This is a genomic window from Methylobacterium sp. E-066 (assembly GCF_022829635.1).
Lineage (GTDB): Bacteria > Pseudomonadota > Alphaproteobacteria > Rhizobiales > Beijerinckiaceae > Methylobacterium.
Window position 1 is genome coordinate 82,245 of sequence record NZ_JAKSYO010000214.1, and the last position, 20,674, is coordinate 102,918.

The 20,674-nt window shown below is 71.1% G+C and carries 17 protein-coding genes; 2 read left to right on the forward strand and 15 right to left on the reverse strand.

Annotated features, from left to right (window positions below; genetic code table 11):
* Positions 1-18: 18 nt before the first annotated feature.
* Both cueR and MKL20_RS32010 read right to left on the reverse strand, forming a co-directional pair.
* A complete protein-coding gene (cueR, locus tag MKL20_RS32005; protein ID WP_244040060.1) occupies positions 19-486 on the reverse strand; it encodes a Cu(I)-responsive transcriptional regulator in 468 nt (155 codons plus the stop codon).
* Complete coding sequence (locus MKL20_RS32010) at positions 483-2,984, reverse strand: heavy metal translocating P-type ATPase (RefSeq protein ID WP_244040061.1); 2,502 nt, start codon at positions 2,982-2,984, stop codon at positions 483-485. Before MKL20_RS32010 ends, cueR begins: the two co-directional genes overlap by 4 nt.
* Positions 2,985-3,095: 111 nt before the next feature.
* Between MKL20_RS32010 and MKL20_RS32015 the strand changes: the two genes are divergently transcribed.
* Positions 3,096-3,707 (forward strand): glutathione S-transferase family protein, encoded by a 612-nt coding sequence (locus MKL20_RS32015; RefSeq protein WP_244040062.1) that lies wholly within the window; start codon positions 3,096-3,098, stop codon positions 3,705-3,707.
* Here the strand turns inward: MKL20_RS32015 and MKL20_RS32020 are convergent.
* From MKL20_RS32020 to MKL20_RS32070, 11 genes are all read right to left on the reverse strand, one after another.
* Positions 3,689-4,963, reverse strand: a complete 1,275-nt coding sequence (locus tag MKL20_RS32020; RefSeq protein ID WP_244040063.1) for an ATP-binding protein — start codon at positions 4,961-4,963, stop codon at positions 3,689-3,691. The two genes, MKL20_RS32015 and MKL20_RS32020, sit on opposite strands and share 19 nt — an antisense overlap.
* Positions 4,964-4,985: 22 nt before the next feature.
* Positions 4,986-6,074 (reverse strand): lysylphosphatidylglycerol synthase domain-containing protein, encoded by a 1,089-nt coding sequence (locus MKL20_RS32025; protein ID WP_244040123.1) that lies wholly within the window; start codon positions 6,072-6,074, stop codon positions 4,986-4,988.
* 146 nt (positions 6,075-6,220) lie between these two features.
* Positions 6,221-6,844: a uracil-DNA glycosylase gene (locus tag MKL20_RS32030; protein ID WP_244040064.1), complete on the reverse strand. Its 624-nt coding sequence runs from the start codon at positions 6,842-6,844 to the stop codon at positions 6,221-6,223.
* Complete coding sequence (locus tag MKL20_RS32035; protein ID WP_244040065.1) at positions 6,834-7,592, reverse strand: PIG-L deacetylase family protein; 759 nt, start codon at positions 7,590-7,592, stop codon at positions 6,834-6,836. Before MKL20_RS32035 ends, MKL20_RS32030 begins: the two co-directional genes overlap by 11 nt.
* Before the next feature lie 182 nt (positions 7,593-7,774).
* The gene (locus MKL20_RS32040) at positions 7,775-9,013 is read right to left on the reverse strand and encodes a glycosyltransferase family 4 protein (RefSeq protein ID WP_244040066.1); all 1,239 of its coding nucleotides are present in this window, start codon (positions 9,011-9,013) and stop codon (positions 7,775-7,777) included.
* 103 nt (positions 9,014-9,116) lie between these two features.
* Positions 9,117-9,989 (reverse strand): sugar phosphate isomerase/epimerase family protein, encoded by an 873-nt coding sequence (locus MKL20_RS32045; protein WP_244040067.1) that lies wholly within the window; start codon positions 9,987-9,989, stop codon positions 9,117-9,119.
* Positions 9,986-11,587, reverse strand: a complete 1,602-nt coding sequence (locus MKL20_RS32050) for a YcaO-like family protein (RefSeq protein WP_244040068.1) — start codon at positions 11,585-11,587, stop codon at positions 9,986-9,988. Before MKL20_RS32050 ends, MKL20_RS32045 begins: the two co-directional genes overlap by 4 nt.
* Positions 11,588-11,812: 225 nt before the next feature.
* A complete protein-coding gene (locus MKL20_RS32055) occupies positions 11,813-12,808 on the reverse strand; it encodes a Gfo/Idh/MocA family protein (protein ID WP_244040069.1) in 996 nt (331 codons plus the stop codon).
* A complete protein-coding gene (locus tag MKL20_RS32060) occupies positions 12,808-13,989 on the reverse strand; it encodes a class I SAM-dependent methyltransferase (protein WP_244040070.1) in 1,182 nt (393 codons plus the stop codon). Before MKL20_RS32060 ends, MKL20_RS32055 begins: the two co-directional genes overlap by 1 nt.
* A gap of 63 nt (positions 13,990-14,052) precedes the next feature.
* Positions 14,053-14,958, reverse strand: coding sequence for an HD domain-containing protein (locus MKL20_RS32065; protein ID WP_244040071.1), 906 nt, complete (start codon positions 14,956-14,958; stop codon positions 14,053-14,055).
* Positions 14,958-16,148 (reverse strand): inositol-3-phosphate synthase, encoded by a 1,191-nt coding sequence (locus tag MKL20_RS32070; RefSeq protein WP_244040072.1) that lies wholly within the window; start codon positions 16,146-16,148, stop codon positions 14,958-14,960. Before MKL20_RS32070 ends, MKL20_RS32065 begins: the two co-directional genes overlap by 1 nt.
* A 322-nt stretch (positions 16,149-16,470) precedes the next feature.
* On the opposite strand from MKL20_RS32070, the gene MKL20_RS32075 reads away from it, so the two are divergent.
* Positions 16,471-17,724 (forward strand): transglycosylase SLT domain-containing protein, encoded by a 1,254-nt coding sequence (locus tag MKL20_RS32075; RefSeq protein ID WP_279595116.1) that lies wholly within the window; start codon positions 16,471-16,473, stop codon positions 17,722-17,724.
* Positions 17,725-17,736: 12 nt separating this feature from the next.
* Here the strand turns inward: MKL20_RS32075 and MKL20_RS32080 are convergent, their stop codons facing one another.
* Both MKL20_RS32080 and MKL20_RS32085 read right to left on the reverse strand, forming a co-directional pair.
* Positions 17,737-19,356, reverse strand: coding sequence for a DHA2 family efflux MFS transporter permease subunit (locus tag MKL20_RS32080; RefSeq protein WP_244040074.1), 1,620 nt, complete (start codon positions 19,354-19,356; stop codon positions 17,737-17,739).
* Between the two features lie 5 nt (positions 19,357-19,361).
* On the reverse strand, positions 19,362-20,612 hold the full coding sequence (locus MKL20_RS32085) for an HlyD family secretion protein (protein ID WP_244040075.1): 1,251 nt from the start codon (positions 20,610-20,612) through the stop codon (positions 19,362-19,364).
* Positions 20,613-20,674 lie beyond the last annotated feature (62 nt).

A 20,674-nucleotide genomic window follows, 5' to 3' on the forward strand; every position in this document is an offset into this window, starting at 1 on the left:
CGAACCCTCCGAAGCAGCTTACACCATTCCCCGCCCCCGTCCGCGATCTGACAGGCCGCGAGTCGACCGCCGCGGCGCCGGCGCATGATCCTCGGTGGCGAGATCATCCAGAATCGGGCATTCGGGCCGTTCGTCGCCGCAGCAGCTCTCGGCGAGGTGCTCCAGGGTCCGGGCCATGCCCTCCAGCTCGGTGATGCGGCGGCGGAGATCCGCGATCTGCTGCTCGGCGATCGCCTTCACGCCGGCGCTCGGCCGGGCGCGGTCGCGCCAGAGTGCCAGCAGGTCCGCGATGGCCTCGACGCTGAAGCCGAGGTCGCGGGCGCGGCGGACGAAGCGCAGGGTGTGCAGGTCCGAGTCGTCGTAATGGCGATAGCCCGCCTCGGAGCGGGTCGCGGGCGGCAGCAGGCCGGTGGCCTCGTACCAGCGGATCATCTTGGCCGAGACGCCGGTGCGCCGCGCCGCCTCGCCGATCGTGATCGCGCTCATGCGGGCCTCGGCGCCAGCGCGGTCGCCGCGACGGGGGCGGCCCTTCCGCCGGCCCGGCGCAGCCGCAGGGCGTTGCCGAGGACGAAGACACTGGAGAAGGCCATGGCACCCGCGGCCAGGACCGGCGACAGGGCCGGCCCGCCGAACGGCACCAGCAGGCCCGCGGCCACCGGGATCAGCGCGGCGTTGTAAGCGAAGGCCCAGAACAGGTTCTGGCGGATATTGGCCATCACCGCCCGGGACAGGGCCAGCGCCTCGACCAGCGCCGCCGGATCCCCCGACATCAACACCACGTCGGCGCTCTCGACGGCGATGTCGGTGCCGGTGCCGATGGCAAGGCCGACATCGGCTTCAGCCAAAGCGGGCGCGTCGTTGATGCCGTCGCCCACGAAGGCCACCGGCCCGTGCGCCGCTCTGAACCGCTGGACGGCCTCGACCTTCCCGCCGGGCAGGATGCCGGCGGCCACGTCGTCGATGCCGAGATTTTTGGCGATCTCGGCGGCGGTGCGCGGATCGTCGCCGGTCACCATCGCGACGACGAGCCCTTGCGCTCTCAGAGCCGCCACGGCTTCGCGGGCGCCCGGCTTCACCGGGTCGGCCACGGCCAGCAGGGCGGCGTGACGGCCATCGAGGGCGAGATGGATCGGGCTCCTGCCCTCCCGGGCGAGACGTTCGGCCCGATCGGCGAGGTCCGGGTCCTGGGCGATGCCGAGTTTTTCGAGGTAGCGCGGCGCGCCGAGGGCCACGCTCCGGCCCACGACCCGGCCGGAGATTCCAAAACCCTCCAGCGCCTCGAAGCGCTCCGGCTCGGGTATGGCGAGACCGCGGGCACGGGCAGCCGCCACCACGGCGCCGGCCAGCGGATGTTCGGACCGGCTCTCCAGCCCGGCGGCCAGCGCCAACGCCTCGTCCTCCGCGAGGCCCGCGCCGACGAAAAGATCGGTGACGCGCGGACGGCCCTCGGTGAGGGTCCCGGTCTTGTCGAAGGCCACGACGCGCACGTCGCGCAGACCCTGCAGCGCCGCGCCGTCGCGGAACAGGATGCCCCGGCCAGCCGCGCGGCCGGTCCCGACCATGATGGCGGTGGGGGTGGCGAGCCCCATGGCACACGGGCAGGCGATGATCAGCACGGCCACGGCATTGACCAGGGCCGGCCCGAGGGCGGGCGCCGGGGCGAGGATCAGCCAGGCCAGGAAGGTTAGAAGAGCGATCCCGATCACAGCCGGCACGAAGCGCCCGGTGACGCGGTCGACCAGGGCCTGGATCGGCAGCTTGCCACCCTGGGCGCGCTCGACCATGGCGGCGATCTGCGCGAGCACGGTGGCGGCGCCGACGGCATCGACCCGCAGGTCGAGGCTGCCGCGCCCGTTGAGGGTGCCGCCGACCATCCGGTCCCCGGGCCCCTTGCGCACGGGCGCCGGCTCACCCGTGACCATGCTTTCGTCGACGTGGCTCGTGCCGGACACCACCGCACCGTCGGCGGCGACCCGCTCGCCGGGACGGACGCGGACGACGTCGCCGAGTGCCAGGGCCGAGAGCGGTACCTCGGCCTCGGCCCCGTCCCGGATCACGCGGGCGGTCTTGGGCGCCAGGTCCATCAACCGGGCAATGGCCTGCCCGGTCCGCCCCCGGGCGCCGGCCTCCAGGGTTCGCCCGAGCAGAATCAGTGTGACGATCAGCACGCTGGCCTCGAAATAGAGATGCGCCGCACCCGCGGGCAGCAGGCCGGGGACCAGGGTCGAGACCAAGGAATAGAGGTAGGCGGCCCCGGCTCCGAGGGCGACCAGGGCGTTCATGTCGGGGTGGCCGCGCAACAGGCCCGGCACGCCCCGCAGGAAGAAGCGGCGGCCGGGCCAGGCGAGCACCAGGGTCGCCAGAGCAGCCTGGACCAGGGCCGTCACCGGATCGCCGTGGAGGGTGGGCAGGATGTGGCCGCCCATGTCGAGGACGACCACGGGGGCGGACAGCAGCGCCGCCACGGCGAGGTCGCGGCGCAGGGCACGGCCCTCGGCCTCCTGCCGGGCCGCGGGATCGCGTCGCGGCCCGTCCTCGACGGGTCGGGCCTCGTAGCCCGCCGCACCCACGGCCGCGACGAGGTCGGCCACGGACACCAGGCCCTCGGGATGGCGGATCGCGGCCTGGCCGGTGACGAGGTTGACGCTGGCGCCGCTCACGCCCGGCAGGGCGCCGAGCGCCCGCTCGACGCGCCCGACGCAGGAGGCGCAGGACATTCCGGAGACGGCGATCCGGCTCTCCGTCTCCGGGACGGGGTAGCCGGCATCGGCCAGCGCCGCCGCGGCATCGGCCGGGCTGGCGGCGGCGCCGAGGACTAGGCTGGCGCGGTTGGTTGCCAGATTGACCGCCACGTCGCGGGCGCCGGGCAGCGCCCTCAGGACGCGCTCGACCCGGCCGACGCAGGACGCGCAGGACATTCCCGTGACGGGAAAGCTCAGGGAGACGTGTTCGGGCACGGGGGCGGTTCCGATCGAAGCATCCATGCCGCCTCAGATGGGGGTTCCCATCATGGGAAGGTCAAGAGCCGCCCGGATCGCATTGCCAAATCGCGCGTGGCCGGACAGATTTCCTTCGCACGCCGCGCGGGAGACCCCATGGCCGAGAATCTGACCATCTATGGCGACCCCGGCTCGGGGAACTGCCTGAAGGTCAAATGGGTGACCGATCATCTCGGCATCCCGGCCACGTGGCACACGATCGATGTCCCGGGCGGCGGGACGCGCGATCCCGCCTTTCTGGCGCTGAACCCCGCGGGCCGGGTCCCACTCGTCGTCTTTCCCGATGGCGAGACCCTGTCGGAGTCGAACGCGATCATCATCCACCTGGCGGAAGGCTCGGCGCTCGTGCCCGAGGCGGCGCGCGCCCGCGCCCGGATGCTGCAATGGATGTTCTGGGAGCAGTACAGCCACGAGCCCTACATCGCGGTCCGCCGCTACCAGCTCCACTATCTCAAGCGCGCACCGGAGGAGCTCGACCCGAAGCTCGCGGAACGCGGTGGGGACGCGCTGCGGCTGATGCAGGGGACGCTCGAACGCTCCGCCTTCATGGCCGGCGATGCGCTGACGCTCGCCGACGTGGCGCTGGTCGCCTACACCCGCATGGCCCACGAGGGTGGATTCGACCTGGCCGCCTACCCGGCGATTCGCGCCTGGATCCCGCGGGTCGAGGCCGGGCTGGGGATCGGCCTCTATACTGGCCCGGCCTGATCGGCGACGCGCGGCCCCTCCGCCAGGGCGCCGTGTTCCGGCAGGCTGACGCGCACGATCGTCCCCTGCCCGACCGTGCTCTCGATGGCGAGACGGCCGCGGTGGCGGTTGAGGCTGTGCTTGACGATGGCGAGGCCGAGGCCCGTCCCGCCCCGGGCGCGGCTGGAGGCCACGTCGACCCGGTAGAAGCGCTCGGTGAGGCGCGGGATGTGCTCGGGCGGGATGCCGGGGCCGTCATCCGTCACCGACAGCACGATCCGGCGGCCGAGCCGGGGATCGTCCTCCCGGCTCAGGCCGACGCCGACATGGCCGCCGCCGTATTTCACGGCGTTCTCGATCAGGTTCTCGATCACCCGGGCGAGTTCGTCGGCATCCCCGGGCACCGGATAGGGGCCGTCGCCGTCCGCGAACTGCACCGTGGCGCCCCGCGCCTCGGCGGGCGGCCCTTGCGCGTCGACCATCTGGCGGGCGAGCGCCCCGAGATCGACCACGGTGGTCGGGGCCACGTGCTCGCGCAGCTCGATCCGCGACAGCGACAGCAGGTCGTCGATCAGCCGCGTCATGCGCAGGGCCTGGACGCGCATGATCTCGAGGAAGCGCTCGCGGGCCTGCGGATCCTCGCGGGCGGGCCCCTGCAGCGTCTCGATGAACCCGATCAGGGTGGCCAGCGGCGTGCGCAGCTCGTGGCTGGCATTGGCCACGAAATCGACCCGCATCGCCTCCAGGCGGCGGGCCGAGGTGAGATCGCGCAGGAACAGCACGGCGCTGACCCCCGACCCGTCCGGCATCGGCAGGGCGCCGATCTGGACCTCGAAGGTCCGCTCCAGGGGGACCCGGGTCGAAAGCGGGACGCGGCGGGGCATGCCGGAACTGAGAACCGCCTCGACCCCGTCGAGGACCTCCGGGCTTCGCAGGGCGAAGGACAGGGGCCGGGCCTGATGCAGGGCCGGCAGGAGCGCCCGGGCCGCCGGGTTGGCCTCCACCACCAGGGTGCGGCGGTCCACCAGGATGACCGGGTCGGGGACATGGGCCAGCAACGCCTCGGCGATCGCGTGGCGCTGGGCCGTCGCCGCCGGCCGCGGCGGTGGGGCGTCCCGGCCGCGGCCGGCGAGCCAGCCGCCCAGGCAGACCGAGACGAGACCGGCGAGGATCAGCGGAAGGTCGAGACGGCCGGACAGCCCGACGATGGCACCGAACAGGCCGACCGCGATCGCGGCGCCCATCCAGGATTGGGAACTGCGCGGGCGGTCGGACATGGTCGACGGCGGGCCGGAGCGGTTACCGGGACTCGGTGTCGTCGGGCCATGGCCGACCGGACGGGCCGGCCGTGCCTTCCGGCGGCCCCGGATCGCGCGCACCGCCGGCCCGCTTCACGATCTCGTAGAGGCCCAGCATCGCGAGCGCGGTCATGAACGGCACGACGTAGTAGCAGCCCCGGAACAGCAGCAGCGAGGTCAGCACCTCGTTGCGCGGCAGGCTCGACAGGGCGAGCAGCACGGTGGCCTCGAACACCCCGATGCCTCCGGGGGCGTTGGAGGCGATGCCCAGCATCGCGGCCAGCACGTAGATCGCCAGGAAGGTGGTGAAGCCCAGCGTCATCTCCTGCGGCAGCAGGACATAGAGCACGGCCGCCGCCGCACAGACATCGCCGATCCCGACGAGCATCTGGCCGATCGAGACCGAGGCGCCCGGCAGTTCCAGCCGCCACTGCCTGACGGTGATGCTGCGCTTCTTGGCCGAGACCCAGGCGAGGTAGCCGAGGACGAGGCCCAGCGCCGCGAGGCCGACGCCCTGGTTGATCCGGATCGACGTGAAGGCGAGCCCGGCGAGCTGGCCGGCCTCGATGATCAGGCTGAGGCCCAGCACCACGCCCATGCCGAGCCAGAACGTGAAGCCGGCGATGACGGTGAGCGCCGCGATCTTGGCCGTGGACAGGCCCTGCCGGGCGTAGATCCAGTAGCGGATCGTGCCGGCGGTCAGCAGCGGGAAGCCGAGGGTGAAGCTCACCGCGTAACTCGTGAACGAGGCGAGGGCGGTGATCCGGTACGGGACCTTGATCCGAAGCTGGCGCAGGGCCAGCGCGTCGTAGCCCGTGAGGAACAGGTAGCTGATCCCGACGAACAGGAAGGCGAGGCCGAGCTGCTCGGCGGTCGCCGCCGCGACGGCGGCCCGCACCTCCGCCCAGCTGACGCTCTGGACGAGCTTCCACAGCACGCCGAGAGAGACCGCGAACAGCACGATGCTGGCGGCCGTGCCGATCCAGGCATACCGGCCGCTCCAGCTCTTGCGCGGCTTGTCCGCGACAGCGTCGTGCTTGACCGGCTCGACCGGCTCCGCCGGTCCCCGGTGCTGTCCCTGAAAGTTCATGCCGTTCGGCGTCCGCCCTTCCGGCTGCGCGGCCCGGCCGAAGGCCTGCGCCCGTACCGGATGATCCCGGACCGCGGCCCGTTGCCTCGCCATGTAGGCCGAACCGGCGCCCAAGGCCAGGGAAGGCCCGGCAAGAGACGGGGACGCTATCCACGACGCAGGATCGCCGCCGCTTCCGACAGCCCGCGACGGATCCGCGCCGGCACCTCCGGCGCGGTGCAGACATAGGTCGGGCTCGGATGGGGGATCGCGATCAGCGGCAAGCCGGGGCGCAGGGCCTCGATCGCGGGCGCCGCCCCGCCGGCGTAGCGGCCGGCGAGGACCGCCACGGCGAGCCGGGGCAGCAGGTCCAGCAGCGGTGCCAGATAGGGCGCCGCCGCCGCGACTTCCGCCCGGCGCGGCGCCCGGTTCAGGGCGCCCTCGGCGTGGATCAGCCAGGGCACCGCGTTCCAGATCAGGGTGTCGCCCCGCTTGATGCCGGCCTCCCCGAGGAACCGGAACAGGTTGGCGGCGGTACCGTTCGCGCTGTCCCGGGTGACGAAGCCGGTGCGCAGGACCGCCGGACCCGGCGTCTCCAGAAGCAGCAGCATCCGTGCCGCGATGCCGCCGTCGAGGGGGTCGGGGATCGGCACCGGCGCGCCCCGCTCCGCGGCGATCCGCTCGGCCAGGGCGCGGATCGGGGCGATATGCGGCGCGGCGATCAGGGCGCGACGGGCGGCGAGCGCCTCCGGGTCGGCCAGGGATTTCGGCGCCTGCGGCTCAGCCGGCATCGAGGCCGGAGATCGCCGCGTCGAGCCGGCCCGTCAGACGGAAGCGCTCGATCCCCTCCTCCCGGGCAAGCCGTGCGTCCAGACCTGCGACGCCGCCGAACTGGAAGCCGATCTGGCTCGCATAGGCCGCGCAGGCGGCGCGTTTCCGCGCCTGGGCCTCGGGATCGAGGGCCATCCGCTGGACCGGGAGGGCGGCGAACAGGTCGGCCAGCGGCTCCCGGGGCGTGGCTTCGCGGACCGTGTAGGGGAAATCGCGCCACCACAGGATTGGTGGCTGGACATCAAGGCTCTGGAGCGCTCGGACGGCCTGGACGTGGTCGACATGGCCTCCGACCCCTTGCGGGGCGAGGATGAGGTCGGGATTCACTGCGGCGATCAGCGCGGCCAGTGCCGGCGCCAGCTGGGCCGCGATGCCGTCATCGGCGCGGGGCGCGGAGAACAGCTCCGGCGCGGAGCCGTAGCCCCGGTGCGGCGCCTCCCGGAACGGCAGGTGCCGGGGCGGCGCGATCCCGAGCTCGGCGGCGGCGCGGACATCCTCGGACCGGCGCAGGTCCATGTAGTCGACCTCGGCCGGCAGGCCTTTGTCGAGCTGGCAGGCCAGCGCGAACCCCGTCGGATCGGCGACGCTGCCGGTGAACAGGGTCGCCATCACCACGTGCCAGCCCTCCCGGGCCAGGCTCGCCAGCAGGCCGCCGCAGGAGAAGGCCGCATCGTCGAGATGGGGCGAGAGGGCGAGGGCTGTGGGCATGGTTTGGAGCCTATCGGCTTGCGATGTCCAACCCTCCCCTCATCCGGAGGTGCCGGAGCGCAGCGCAGGCCCCGAAGGAGGGCTCCAGGGATCGTGCGGCCGGCTGGAGGGCTCCTTCGAGGCGGCTTCGCCGCACCTCAGGATGAGGGAGAGGGTTGGAGAACCGAAGATTTGACCGTCCTTCAAAGCAGATGCGGCTCAGCGCGGAAGCGGCAGCTGGGGTCCTTGGGCAGGTCGACCGAGAAATTGGTGGCCGGACGCGCGCTTCGAACAGAGGCGTAGACCTCCATGATCTGCCGGCCGACGGCGCTCCAGGAATAGACCCGGCGGCACTCCTCCAGCCCGGCCGTCGCCAGGGTGCGGCACAGTTCCGCGTCCGTGACGATGCGGGTGAGCGCGGCGGCGAGAGCCGGCACGTCGCCCGGGTCGACCAACAAGCCGTTCTCGCCGTCGCGCAGGCAATCCGAGACGCCGACCGCGTGGCAGGAGACCACCGCGAGCCCGGCGGCCATGGCTTCCAGGATCGTGTTGGAGAAGCCTTCCGCATAGGTCGGCGAGACGAACACGTCGGCCCGGCGATAGAGGTCCGGCACGTGGTCGTACTCGGCATAGCCGGTGAAGGCGATGTCCCGCGAGGAGAAGGCGAGGTCCGCAGCCAGCGCCTGGGCCGGCTCCACGTCCGGCCCGATCCCCGAGATCGTCGCGGCGAAGGGCGTGCCCTGCGCGCGCAGGATCGCCAGGGCGTTGATGAAGTCGAGCACGCCTTTCCGGCGGTCGACCCGGCCGTGATAGAACAGCCGCACCGGGCCGGCATGCGGCGCCGGCAAGCCATCGGGCGTCCCTTGCGCGAAGCGGTCCGTGTCGACCGCGCCGGGCACGATCGTGAACCGGGCCGGATCGGAGCCGAGACGCTCGCAGACCTCGTCCACGAAAGACGCTCCGCCGATCAGCAGGGCGTTGGCGTGGGCCAGGACCTCGCACATCGCCACGCGATGGGTCTCGCAGCAGGAGCCGACCCAGTGGCCGTCGCCGCCCTGGATCGAGACCACGCTCGGCACCCCGAGCCTTCGGGCGGCGAGCAGGACCGCCCAGCCGGTGGGATAGCCGTACTGCGCGTGCAGCACATCGAAGGGCTTGTCCGCGTGCTCCCGGCAGATCGCATCGACCATGGTGGCGATGTCGCGCTCGAAATCGCCCGAACTCTGCTCGCCCAGCTGCTCCAGGCCGATCACCCGCACCCCCGGCACGGGCGGCGGCGGGCCGCCGCCATAGACGCGGGTCCCGAAGGCATCGCCCCGGTACTGCGAGATCATCGTCACGTCGTGGCCGGCCCCGACCAGCTCGCGCAGCAGGTTTTGGGCGTAGACGCTCATGCCGGATATCGCCGGGAAGTAGCGGCGGCTGAGGAAGAGGATTCTCATCGGGCGATGCTTTTTAACGAGACACACGACGCACGCGGCTGTCCCCTCTTCCGTGCGGGAGAGGGGACCCGGGCTCGATCCTCGACCCGGTGCGGCCCGACCCTCACTGCCATTGCCGCCGCGTCTCCTGCTCGCCGGCGAGTTCCGGACCCGGGCGGCGGCAGCCGCGCAGGTAGTCCAGGGCCTGCGGGATCATCACGTCGGCCCGGTGGCTCTCGCGGGACAGCTCGACGCAGACCAGCTTGCCGAAGCCGATCTCCTCGAGCGCCCCGAGCACACCAGGAACGTTCATGTCGCCCTCGCCGAAAGGCAGGTGGATGTGGCTGCCGCGCTTCATGTCCTCGATCGCCACGGTGCCGATCCGCTCTGCAAATTCCCGCACGGCCTCGGCCGGATCGCGCTCGCCGGTGACGAGGCAGTGGCCGGTGTCGAGGGCGAGCTTCAGCCCGGGAACGGCCAGTGCCGCGTAATCGTCCAGGGTCTCGATCAGCATGCCGGGCTCGGGCTCCAGGCACGGCACCACGCCGGCCTGCGTGGCGAAGGCCGCGACCTCGTGCAGCCCGTCGGCCAGCCAGCGACGGGCCTCGTCGTGGTCGACGCCCGGCTTCGGCACGCCGGCCCAGAACGACACCGCCTCGGCCGACAGCATCGCGCAGATCTCGACGGCGCGCTTGAGGAAGCCGACCCGGCGGGCGCGCCCGGCGCCGTCGGCTGTCACCAAAGTCGGCTCATGCTTGGCATTGGGGTCGAGCAGGAAGCGGGCGCCGGTCTCGATGACGCAGGCCAGCTCCAGCTTTTCCAGCAGGCTCGCCACCCGGCCGGCCTCCGCAGCCCAGGTCTCGGCGAACGGGTCGAGATGGTGGATGTCGAGGGTCAGGGCGACGCCGTCGTAGCCCGCCGCCTTGATCAGATGGAGCGCGTCGTCGAGGCGGTGGTTGGCCGCGCCGTTGGTGTTGTACGCGAAGCGAAGCGTCACGCCGCCCTCCCCTGTTTCTGGGCGAGCCGAAACGGCGCGTGGTGCGATTCCGGCTCGCGGTAGAGCGGATAGTGCCGCCCGACGATCTGCTCGGCGAGCGCCGTGTCGAACAGCGGCTGGCCACCGAACCGCTCCAGGGCTTCCGGGGTGAGGCGCACCGGCCGCAGGGTCTCGCTCTCGGTGCCGAAGCGGATCAGCGGATGGTCGCGCTCGATGAGCTTGCGCGTGTTGCGCTCGCCGATCCGGTAGTAGCTCATGGTCTCGACTTCGAGCCCCGGCACGATCGCCTTGACGACCCCGACGCCGCCACCCGGCGGCGAGCAATCGACATAGAGCAGGTCGAACCCGGCCTCGGTGAGCCGGTCGCAGGCGATCTTGCCGCGGGCATGCCCGTCCGGGGCCTCGGTGGAGGGCAGTTCCGAAAACCGCTTGGTGCTCCGCTCGCCGTACACGGTGTCGGCGAGCACGCCCCGGAGGTCGGCGGCCGGCATCTCGATCCAGGCGAGCATGGCCTGAAGGGCGCGGCTCTCCTCGAGATCGAGGCTCGGCAGCGCCTTCTGAATGAACGCATCGACATAGCCCGGCGGCGTCACCGTGGCGGCGAGGTCGAGCGGCCCGTGCCCGAAGGTCTTGCGCACGCGGGCCGCCTGGAATTCGAGCAGCGCCTTGCGCAGGGCCCGCTCCCGGTCCGGATCGCAGGCCTCGCCGCAGGCCGAGAGGGCGATCGGCGCCGGTGCCCGGGCGGGATCCTCGTCGTAACCGACGACGTAGAGATTGGTCAGGCCGAACTGGTCGGTGGCGAATTTCGGCAGCGCGCGGATGCCCAGGTCCTTCAGCCGGGCCAGCATCGCGGCGTTCTCCGGACCGATCCCGTCGAGGTCGAGCATCACGCCCTGGTCGAGGGCGCGGAACAGCAGGCCGTTGCCGTCGCGCTGGAGCAGTTCGAGCACGCCGTGGCCCAGCGCGAAGGGCACGTCCGGCCCGGCGCCGAGGCCGTTGGTGATCAGGTTGGTGAAGGGCTTGTAGCCCTCGGACAGCTCGAAATAATCGGTGGCGGCCACATCGAGCGGCATCAGCACGATCTCGCCGGTCCGGTGCCGGACGGTCGGCGTCCATTCGAGCACCGTGTCGCGGCCGACCGGCGAACCCGCCGGCAGGCAGAGGGTGAGCGGGTCGGCGACCGAGTTCGCCCCGTAGACCCGGACGAGATCGGTATAGCTCGCCCGCTCCTTGGCCCGCGGCAGCACCGCCAGCGAGGGCATCAGGTTCTCGGCGATCTCCGCCACGGCGCCGATCAGCGCCTCGTCGTCGGTGGCACCGTAGCCGATGCCCGATGGCATCGCGCCGACGAAGAACGGATCGTCCAGGAACAGGGCCACGAACCAGACCGGTATGCCAGTGCGATCGAGCGGCGCCAGGGGGAAGCCGACGATCCGCCCCTCCGGCAGCACGTCGAGATAGGCCCGAACGGGATCGGGCAGCGCCTCCGGCAACCCCTCGATCCGGCGCTTGGCACCGAACCGATAGGGGCGCGGCGCCTTGATCCGCTCGTGGCGGGCGCGGTCGTCCTGATCGTGGCTGAGATCTGTGTCGGTCAAGTCGTATTCCCGTCTGCCTTGAACCGTGCGCCGAGGCCTGTCCCATCCCTCCCCCTCATCCTGAGGTGCCGAAGCGCAGTGGAGGCCTCGAAGGAGGCTTCCAGCCGGCCGCGCGATCCCTGGAGGGCTCCTTCGAGGCCCGCTAGCGCGGGCGCCTCAGGATGAAGGTGGGGGTGGGACGTCCCGGAGTTTGGTTCCGTGTTTGGCTATCCTGTCCTGACGCCGCTACCCTTGCCCGTAGGCGCGGGCGACGAGTCGCATCGTGTGGAGGTCTCGCGAGGCCGAATAAGCCGCCCGCTCCTCGAGCCGGCGCAAGGCCGAGCCGAAGGCGCGGACCTGCTCGGTGAAGGGCGAGCTGTCGGTGTCGAAGGCCAGCGGCTCCGCGCGTCCGCTCGCACCGTCGGTGAAGGTCAGGGACCCGCCCGCCGTCTGGCCCATCGTGTCGATAGCCGTGAGCTGGCCCTTCGTGCCGACCACCTCCAGGCGGCGGCGCGGCAGGGCGTCGGGGCAATTGTAGGCGACGTGCAGGCTCGCCAGGGCGCCGCCGGCGGTGCGGCCGATCAGCAGGGCGCCGTCATCGACGGCGTAATCCTGGGCGCGGCTCTGAGTTAGGGCGGCGATGTCGGCGATCGGCTCGCCGAGCAGAAAGTCCACGAGATCGAGGCCGTGGGGGGCGAGGTCCATGAGGGCGCCGCCGCCCGCCTGCGCGGCGTCGATCCGCCAGTTGGGCTGACCGGCCTCGGACCAGTCGCGCCCGAGCCAGCAGGCGTAGACGATCCGCACCGTGGTCACCGTCCCGATCCGACCGGCCGCGACCTGGGCGCGGATCGCCCGGTGGGCCGGATGGTGCCGCTGGTCGAAGGCCGTGCCGTAGAAGATCTTTTTGGACTCGACCGCTTGCGTGATCGCCTCGGCGTCCCTGAGCGTCGCCGCCATCGGCTTCTCGCACAGGATCGCCTTGCCGGCGGCCGCGAGCGCCTCGACAGCGCCCCGGTGGAGGTGGTTCGGCGTCGCCACGTAGACCGCCTCGACCCCGGGCTCGGCGAGGAGACCGGCGAGGTCGGCATGAGCGCGGGCGCCTTCGCGCTCGGCCGCCGCGCGGCTCTCCGGGTTGGGATCGCTGACCGCCACGAGGCGGTGCCCCGCGGCCCGGATGCCCGGAGCCATGTAGTCGCGGGCGACCCAGCCGTAGCCGACGATGCCCCAGCCGACGGCGTCCATCACCAGCGCTCCGGCAGGTCGACGAATTCCCGGGCGCGGACCCGCTGCGTCTCGGCACCGTCGATGCGGCCGTCGAAGGTGATCTGCTCGGGAGCCGACGTCTGCATCGGGTAGGTGGCCCGGGGCGCGTATTCCTCTCGGTAGCGGTCGGAGGGCCAGTGGATCGCGTGGCCGTCGCCCTCGGGCCGGTAGAGCGGGTTGAGCCGCATGACGGTCCCGGCCTTCGGCAGGGTCAGCCCGTCCACCACCGCGCGGGGCGCCGGGCGCATGCCGGGGCCGGCCACCACCGAGAACGCCTCGCAGCTCCGCAGGGAAGCCGGCTCCTGCGGCACCGGCGCCCGGGCCTCGACCAGGGCGCGGGTCAACTCAGCATCGTCGTAGACGAGGGCGTCGGGGAACAGCTCGGCGATCTCCTCGGCGGTGACGGCCCGGCCGGCGGAGAAGCCCGGGCACTCGCGGTTGTGGATGTGGCTGAGGGCCAGCCAGCCGTCGTCACCGGCATTCTGGCGCAGGTTCTCGAGCAGAGTCGCCTTGTCGTCGAGGAAGTAGAAGGCGTCGTTGCAGACGACGAGGTCGACCGGCGCACCGGGGATCGGCCAGTGCGGCGAGCCGGCATCGAAGCAGACGAGCTGGGGCTTGGGGCCAACGACCCAGTGGCGGGCGACCCAGAGCTTGGCGAAGACCACGTCGGCCCCGGCGGTCTTGCAGCCGCGGCGTTCGAGTTCGCGCAGGTAATGGCCGATGCCGCAGGCGAATTCGAAGACGCAGCGCGGCTCGTTCCAGTGCGCTTCCAGCAGGGTCAGGCCGGCCAGGAAGGTCGGGTCGGTCCAGCGATGCAGGAAGTAGTCGCCGACCCGACCCCAGCCGAGCTTGTCGACCGCGTCGCGCAGTGTCGCGTGGCGACGGTCCTTGATGAGCTGGATGATCCCGGCCGGGTCGGCCGGGGGGCCGTTCCACCAATCGTCCTGGTCGACCAGCAGGGCGGCCAGGGCCTCGTCGGGCTCGCCCGCGTCGAGATGGGCCAGCACCCGCTCGATCAGGGCCTCGCGGCCGATCCGGAGGTAGGGGATGCCGTCGATGACGGGCCAGCGCGCGCCGGTGCCGGCGTCGCGCAGGGCGTGCGGCGCATCGGGCCTCAGCGGGTTGCCGGTCTGCGGCGATCTGAGTTCGAACGGGATCATGGGCTCTCGGGACCGCCCCCGTCAGATGGGCGACCGGGTCTGACGGACAACGCGGGTTCGGTCCTAAGGGATGCGCATGTCGCGCAGGACACGGTCGTGGAAGCCCTTCACCGATCCGGCATGGACCAGCTCCCACTCGTCGAGCACGGCCGCCATCGTGGTGGAGGCGCCGCGCAGGTGCTGGGCGATCTGCAGGACCCGGTCGACGCAATCCGCGGCGTGGAAAGCGCGGCCCTCCGCGGTGGCGTCGTCCGGCAGTACGGCGCGGGCGCGCTCGACCTCCCCGCGCAGGGGCTCGTCCAGTTCGTTCATCGCCCAACCGGTGGTGACGGCCATGATCGGCCCGAGATGGTCGCCGAGCAGCATCTCACCGGTGAAGCCGGCATCCGGCATCGCGGCGTTGTGGAAATGGTGCGCCATGGCGGCGAGGAACACGGTTCCGGGATCCGCCCGGTAGAACGGGCTGAGGCAGACGCCGTAGACCGCGACGATCAGGCAATGCTCGGCGTGGTTCTCCGGCGGCTCCAGCAGGATCCGGGCGCGGCCCGGGCAGGTCACCCCCGCCCGCGGCTGCTGGGCCAGCGCCGCCACGAAGGACGGCACCGGTCCGGGCTCGCCCGGCGGGCGCGGCGCGAGCCGGCTCCGCAGGCGATCGCGCAGATCCGGGTCGAGATCGCCGGTCACGGCGTCGAAGCCCGCAACCAGCACGGCGGAAGCCGCCGAGTCCGAGAGGCCCGCTGCAGCCAGGAAGGCAGCGTCGAGGTCGCAGAGCCGGGTCGCGGCCAGCGTAGTCGCAGTGATGTCGAGGGCGACATCCTCCGGAGCGGCGCCGCCGGTGAGCAGGCTCCAGCCCTGCGCGAACAGTCGCTCGGCGATCGATCCTTCGCGGCCCGCCGAATGGACGCGCTTGAGGTCGTTCATCTCGACGAAGAGTTCCCGCAAAGCGGCCGGCGCCGCCGCGTCGGACATCAGTGAACGCCGAGCCAGTCGAGGAGCATCGTCTCCTGCTTGCCGAAGGCGTGCTCCGGCCCATGGCCGTTCTTCACCATCGGAGCCTTGAAGAAGGTCGAGAGCTGCTCCTGCACGCCGCCGTCGCCGCGCTTGTGCGCCAAGTCGAGCACCCGGGCGATCTCGATGACCAGGGGCGCGGCCAGGATCGAGTCCTTGCAGAGGAAATTGACCTTGATCTGCATCCGCTGGCCCATGAAGCCGGTGACGTCGATGTTGTCCCAGGCTTCCTTGTCGTCGCCGCGCGGGCGGTAATAGTGGATGTGCACGAGGTGATCCTCGACCGGATAGCCGAGGATCGAGTCGAGCACCGTGCCCTTGGTGTTGAGCTTCGACTGGAGCGAGTTCGGGTCGTTCAGGGCGAGGCCGTCGCGGTTGCCCAGGATGTTGGTGGAGAACCAGCCGTCGACGTGGAGGGCGCGCGCCTTGAAGGCGGGGGCCAGCACCGTCTTCATCATGGTCTGGCCGGTCTTGCCGTCCTTGCCGGCCACCGGGACGTTCATCTCCGTGGCCAGGGCGAGCAGCGCCGGCACGTCCGCGGCTACGCTCGGGGTGAAGTTGGCGTAGGGAATGCCGCTCTTGATCGCCGCGTAGGCGTAGAGCATCGCGGGCGAGATCGCCTCGTCGCTGGAATCGAGCCCCTTCTCGAAGGCGTCCGGGGAGTTCAGCGTCGGGTCGGACAGGTCGGGCCAGCGCTCCGTGGAGGCGAGGTTCACCACCACGACCTGGTCGAGGTTGCTTTCCTTCTGGAAGCGCCGCAGGTCGCTGGCGATGATCGAGACCGCCTCGCGGTGGCCGGCGGCGACGATGCGGTTGCTGCCGTCGATGTTCTTGCAGAACTTGGCGCTGCCGACCGCGGGCCAGGGCGTGATGCCCTTGAGCGCCTGGGCGCCGTCCGCGATGTCGTCCTTCGACAGCACGCCGTGGCCGGAGGCGGCCGAGGCGAGGTCGTCACCGTTGAGGTCCCAACCGCCGAACACGAGGTCCTTGTAGTCGGCCATGCCCGCCACGGAGAGGCCGGCGAGCGGCAGTCCGTCGAGCCGGTTCGAGCCGGATTTGATCATCTCGATGCCGGCGATGGCGGTGGTGGCGACGGCGCCACCCATGCCAACGAAGGCGACGCCGACACGGCGACCGGTCTGCATGCTCATCGGAAAATATTGTCCTTGTGGGGACGCGGGCCGCGTCTCGGAAATGAATAGTCGACCCCCCGGGGCGATATCTAACTGGCCCGAACGGCAGCCGTTCCAAGTCGAATGCGACAACTTCGCGCCTTATCGAGGCCGAGCGCGGCCTCATCGCGGCGTTAAGGCGGCCTCAAAAAGCAGGGTTAACCCTTCGTTGACCGTGCCACGCTTGAATCACGGAGCCGTCCCATTCTGGTCACGGCCGGCGCCGATAGGGCCGCCGCTTCAAGGAACCTGGCCGCCAGACGCCGGGCCGACACAAGGGACATTCTGAAAAGGACCAATGATGGGGGTTTTCCCGGAGCCGGCGCGTTGCGCCGACGACGTGAGCCGACTCGTGCCGAGCGCGAGCTTTTGTGAGAGTGAAACCGTGGCGTGGCTGCCGCGGGCCGAGCGCGGGAACGAGCGCCGGTCACTTCGCCGCAGCGGCCTTCGCCGCCTCACCGGAACGCTGGCCCTGGGCTTCGTCGCCGGGTTCGGGCTGCCGCAGGCGGCCTTCGCGCCGGCCTTCTTCGCGCCATCCGCGCAGGCTCATGACCGGATCGATACCAGCCCGCGCGCGGCCCGGGCGCTCGCCGCCGAGGGCGAGACCGGCTGGACTCAGGCGGGCGAGCCGGATCAGGGCCTCCGGCCCGGTTTCTCGGACGCGACCCCGGTCGAGGGCGTGGAAGCCTGGACCGGCTTGCCGATCGAGGATCAGGAGCCGGCGACCATCGCGCTGATCCAGGACGACCTCGCGACCCTGCCGCGGGTGACCCAGGAGCAGGGCGAGGACGCCGTCCGGTTCGGCGAGCGCAGCGTGCCGCGCAAGGTGGTCGACACGATCGTGAAGGCCTCCGATGAGGCCGGCGTCGACCCGGTCTACATGATGGCCCTCGCCGACAAGGAATCGAGCTTCGACACGGATGCCAAGGCCGGGACCTCCTCGGCGCAGGGCCTGTTCCAGTTCGTCGCGCGCACCTGGCTGGAGATGATCCGCGATTACGGCGCCCGCTACGGGCTCGCCGAGGAGGCCGCCGCCGTGAAGGGCCGCGGCTCCGCGATCACCGTGGCCGGCACCATGCGCGCCCGGGTGCTCGGCCTGCGCAACGATCCCCGCGTGGCCGCCCTGATGGCGGCCGAGCTGATCAAGCGCGACCGCGAGCGGATCGAGGCGAAGGTCGGGCGGGCGCTCACCACCACCGAGCTGTACCTTGCCCATTTCCTCGGCACCGCCAGCGCCGGGCGCTTCCTGTCGCTGTCCTCCGAGAAGCCCGACGAGGTGGCCGGGCGCGAGTTCCGCAGCGCCGCCCGGGCCAATCGCAGCCTGTTCACCGAGAAGAGTGGCGGCAAGCGGCGCAGCCTGACGGTGGCGGAGCTGCACGGCCGGATCGACGACATGATCGACCGCCGCCTGACCCGCTACCAGGGCGTCGCCGCGGTGGCGGGAGCTGCCGACAAGGCGTCCACCCCGACCGAGACCGCAGCCAATGAAGCCGGACCGGCGCCGGACACCCGTCGCATCGAGGTGACGGAGGCGCTGCCTCCGGACGGGGTCTGATCCTCTCCGACGTCAATGCCCGCCTGCCGGAGCGCCGCCGCCGAGCTTGACCGATTTCAGGCTCAGCGCGAGCGGCACCGCGCAGGCGGCGACCAGGCCCAGGACCCAGAACACGTCGATATAGGCCCAGTAGGCCACCTCGGTCTGGAGCACGCTGCCGATCCAGGCGGTCGCCTGGCCCCGGGCCTCGACGCCGGCATAGCCGTGCTCGGAGAAGTACTGCGTCGCCTGCCGCATGGTCTCCTGGTAGGCGGGCGCCGCCGGGTTGACGCTCTCGACCAGGCGGCTCTGATGGAACTGGCTGCGATAGGCCAGGATGTTCTGGGCGAGCGACACGCCCATCGAGCCGCCGACGTTGCGGGCGACGTTGATCAACGCCGAGGCCTGGTCGGTCTGGTCCTTGCGCAGCCCCTCGTAGGAGGCCGAGGTGATCGACAGGAACACCATGGGCAGGCCGATGCCGATATAGACCCGCGACCACGCAAAGAACGCGAAGGTGGTCGTGCCGTTGATCCGGGTCAGGTCGTACATCCCGAGCGCCACGATGGTCATGCCGGCGGCGATCAGCCATTTCGGCTGCACGTAGGCCGAGGCGCGGCCAGTGAGGAACATCATCACCACCGTGACCATGCCGCCCGGGCCGAGCACGAGGCCCGACAGGGTGGCGGTGTAGCCGTAATATTCCTGCGTGATCTGCGGGATGAACTGCGTGGTCGAGATCAGGATCGCCCCGGTGAACATCATCACCAGGAAGCAGGAGCCGAACTGGCGGTTGCCGATCAGGCGCAGGTCGACCGCCGGGTTCTTCTTGTTCAACAGCCAAGGGATCATGGCGATGAACGAGACCACCATCAGCACGCCCGACACGTTCATCAGCGTCGAGGTGCCGAACCAGTCCTTGCGCTGTCCCTCGTCGAGGATGACCTCCAGCGAGCCGAGGAACAGCGCGACCAGCAGGAAGCCGACGAGGTCGAACCGGATGCCCTTGCGCACCAGGGCGCGGCGCTCCTTCTTGGCCGCCTCGCTGTCCTCGATCAGCCAGTACATCAGCCCGAGGGCGATCACGCCGATCGGGCCGTTGATCAGGAAGCACCAGTGCCAGGAGGCGTTGTCCGACAGCCAGCCCCCGAGCGTCGGGCCGATCACCGGCGCGACCACGATGGCGACGCCATAGAGCGCGAAGGCCTGCCCCCGCTTCTCGGGCGGAAACGAATCCGCCAGGATCGACTGCGCCAGGGGCGCCATGCCGCCGCCGCCGAGGCCCTGCAGCACCCGGAACAGCAGCAGCGATTCGAGGCTCCAGGCGAAGCCGCACAGGATCGACGCGATGGTGAACAGGCCCACCGACCACATGAAGAACGCCTTGCGGCCGTAGCGCTTGGCCAGAAAGCTCGACGCGGTCAGCGTGATGGCGTTAGCCACCAGGTAGCTGGTCACCACCCAGGCCGCCTCGTCGGGCCCGACCGCAAGGCCGCCGGAGATGTAGCGGAGGGCGACGTTGGCGATGGTGGTGTCGAGCACCTCCATGAAGGTCGCCAGCGCCACCACGCCGGCGATCAGCCACGGGTTGTGGCCGCCGGGCGCCTTGGCGGCAGACGATTTGCCGGTGGAGGACCGGCCGGTGCCGGCCATCGCGGTCACCGCACCGTGACGGTGGGCACGATCGACATGCCGGGACCGATCGCGACATCCGTCGGCCATTCCTTGACCACGATCTTCACCGGGATGCGCTGCGTGACCTTCACGTAGTTGCCGGTGGCGTTCTGCGCCGGCAGCAGGCTGAAGGCGGTGCCCGAGCCCGGCTGCACCGAGGCCACCGTGCCGTGGATCTTACGGTCCGGATAGGCGTCGATGCTGATGTCGACGGGCTGCCCCGGCCGCATGTCGGTGATCTGGGTTTCCTTGTAGTTCGCCGTCACCCAGATGTCGTCCGGCACGAACATCGACAGGCTCTGGCCGGCCTGGGCGAACGCCCCGATGCCGCCCGTCAGCCGCACGACGCGCCCGGGCTGCACCGCCTGGATCGTCGTGTAGCCGAGGTTCAGTTCGGCCTGCTCGACTTGCGCCTTGTCGCGGGCCATCTGTGCCTGGGTCGAGGCCTTCTGGGCCTCGAGCGAGCCGATCTGCTTCTGCGCCGCAACGAGGCTGGCATTGGCGCTCTGCACCGAAGCCTGGCGCTGCTGCAGCGTCGAGGTGGCCGACTGGGATTGCTGGACCGAGCCGGAGCCGCGCTCCGCGAGATCCTTGTAGCGGGCCGCATCCTCCTGGGCGAACTTCAGCGCCGCTTCGGCGGTGGCGATCTGGGCCTTGGACACGTCGATATTGGCGTACTGGGCCTGAATCTGGGCGTCGATGTTCTTGATCGCGGCCTCGTCGGCCACGACCTGTGCCTTGGCCTGTTCGAGGGCGATCCGATAGTCGCGCTGGTCGATCTGGAACAGCATCTGCCCGGCATCGACATGCTGGTTGTCGGTGACCGGCACCTCGACCAAGTAGCCGCCGACCTTCGGCTGGACCGCGATGCTGCGCGCATCGACGAACGCGTCGTCGGTGCTCTCGTAGGGATGCATGTACAGGAGCCAGTAGACGAACACGCCGACGCAGAGGGCGACCACTGCGAGGCCGCCGAACAGGAACGCCCAGGGGTGGCGGCGCAGGATATTCGGGCGTTTCTCCTCGTCCTCCGGCTCGCTGTCGTCGGGGGACTCGTCGTCGGGGGCGCTCTGGCCTTCGTCGCCCTCCTGGGCCGGCTTGCGCGCGGTCTCGCCCTCCGGGCGGGAGTCGGTGCGGCCGAGATCCAGAATGTCGCGATCGGGTGCCTCGGGCCGGCCCTCGGCCGGCAGCGGACGTGACGCGGGCTCGGCGGCCTGCCGCTGATCGTCAAACATGGCGTCTCATCACCACCGGATGGGCCGGCCGCCCTGCGGCGGCCGGGCTGTACTCATGCCCG

Bases quoted from the DNA above. Each gene is read 5' to 3' on its own strand.
- cueR (WP_244040060.1), bottom strand. From the start codon at position 486: ATGAGCGCGATCACGATCGGCGAGGCGGCGCGGCGCACCGGCGTCTCG.
- MKL20_RS32010 (WP_244040061.1), bottom strand. From the start codon at position 2,984: ATGGATGCTTCGATCGGAACCGCCCCCGTGCCCGAACACGTCTCCCTG.
- MKL20_RS32015 (WP_244040062.1), top strand. From the start codon at position 3,096: ATGGCCGAGAATCTGACCATCTATGGCGACCCCGGCTCGGGGAACTGC.
- MKL20_RS32020 (WP_244040063.1), bottom strand. From the start codon at position 4,963: ATGTCCGACCGCCCGCGCAGTTCCCAATCCTGGATGGGCGCCGCGATC.
- MKL20_RS32025 (WP_244040123.1), bottom strand. From the start codon at position 6,074: ATGAACTTTCAGGGACAGCACCGGGGACCGGCGGAGCCGGTCGAGCCG.
- MKL20_RS32030 (WP_244040064.1), bottom strand. From the start codon at position 6,844: ATGCCGGCTGAGCCGCAGGCGCCGAAATCCCTGGCCGACCCGGAGGCG.
- MKL20_RS32035 (WP_244040065.1), bottom strand. From the start codon at position 7,592: ATGCCCACAGCCCTCGCCCTCTCGCCCCATCTCGACGATGCGGCCTTC.
- MKL20_RS32040 (WP_244040066.1), bottom strand. From the start codon at position 9,013: ATGAGAATCCTCTTCCTCAGCCGCCGCTACTTCCCGGCGATATCCGGC.
- MKL20_RS32055 (WP_244040069.1), bottom strand. From the start codon at position 12,808: ATGGACGCCGTCGGCTGGGGCATCGTCGGCTACGGCTGGGTCGCCCGC.
- MKL20_RS32060 (WP_244040070.1), bottom strand. From the start codon at position 13,989: ATGATCCCGTTCGAACTCAGATCGCCGCAGACCGGCAACCCGCTGAGG.
- MKL20_RS32065 (WP_244040071.1), bottom strand. From the start codon at position 14,958: ATGTCCGACGCGGCGGCGCCGGCCGCTTTGCGGGAACTCTTCGTCGAG.
- MKL20_RS32070 (WP_244040072.1), bottom strand. From the start codon at position 16,148: ATGAGCATGCAGACCGGTCGCCGTGTCGGCGTCGCCTTCGTTGGCATG.
- MKL20_RS32075 (WP_279595116.1), top strand. From the start codon at position 16,471: ATGGGGGTTTTCCCGGAGCCGGCGCGTTGCGCCGACGACGTGAGCCGA.
- MKL20_RS32080 (WP_244040074.1), bottom strand. From the start codon at position 19,356: ATGGCCGGCACCGGCCGGTCCTCCACCGGCAAATCGTCTGCCGCCAAG.
- MKL20_RS32085 (WP_244040075.1), bottom strand. From the start codon at position 20,612: ATGTTTGACGATCAGCGGCAGGCCGCCGAGCCCGCGTCACGTCCGCTG.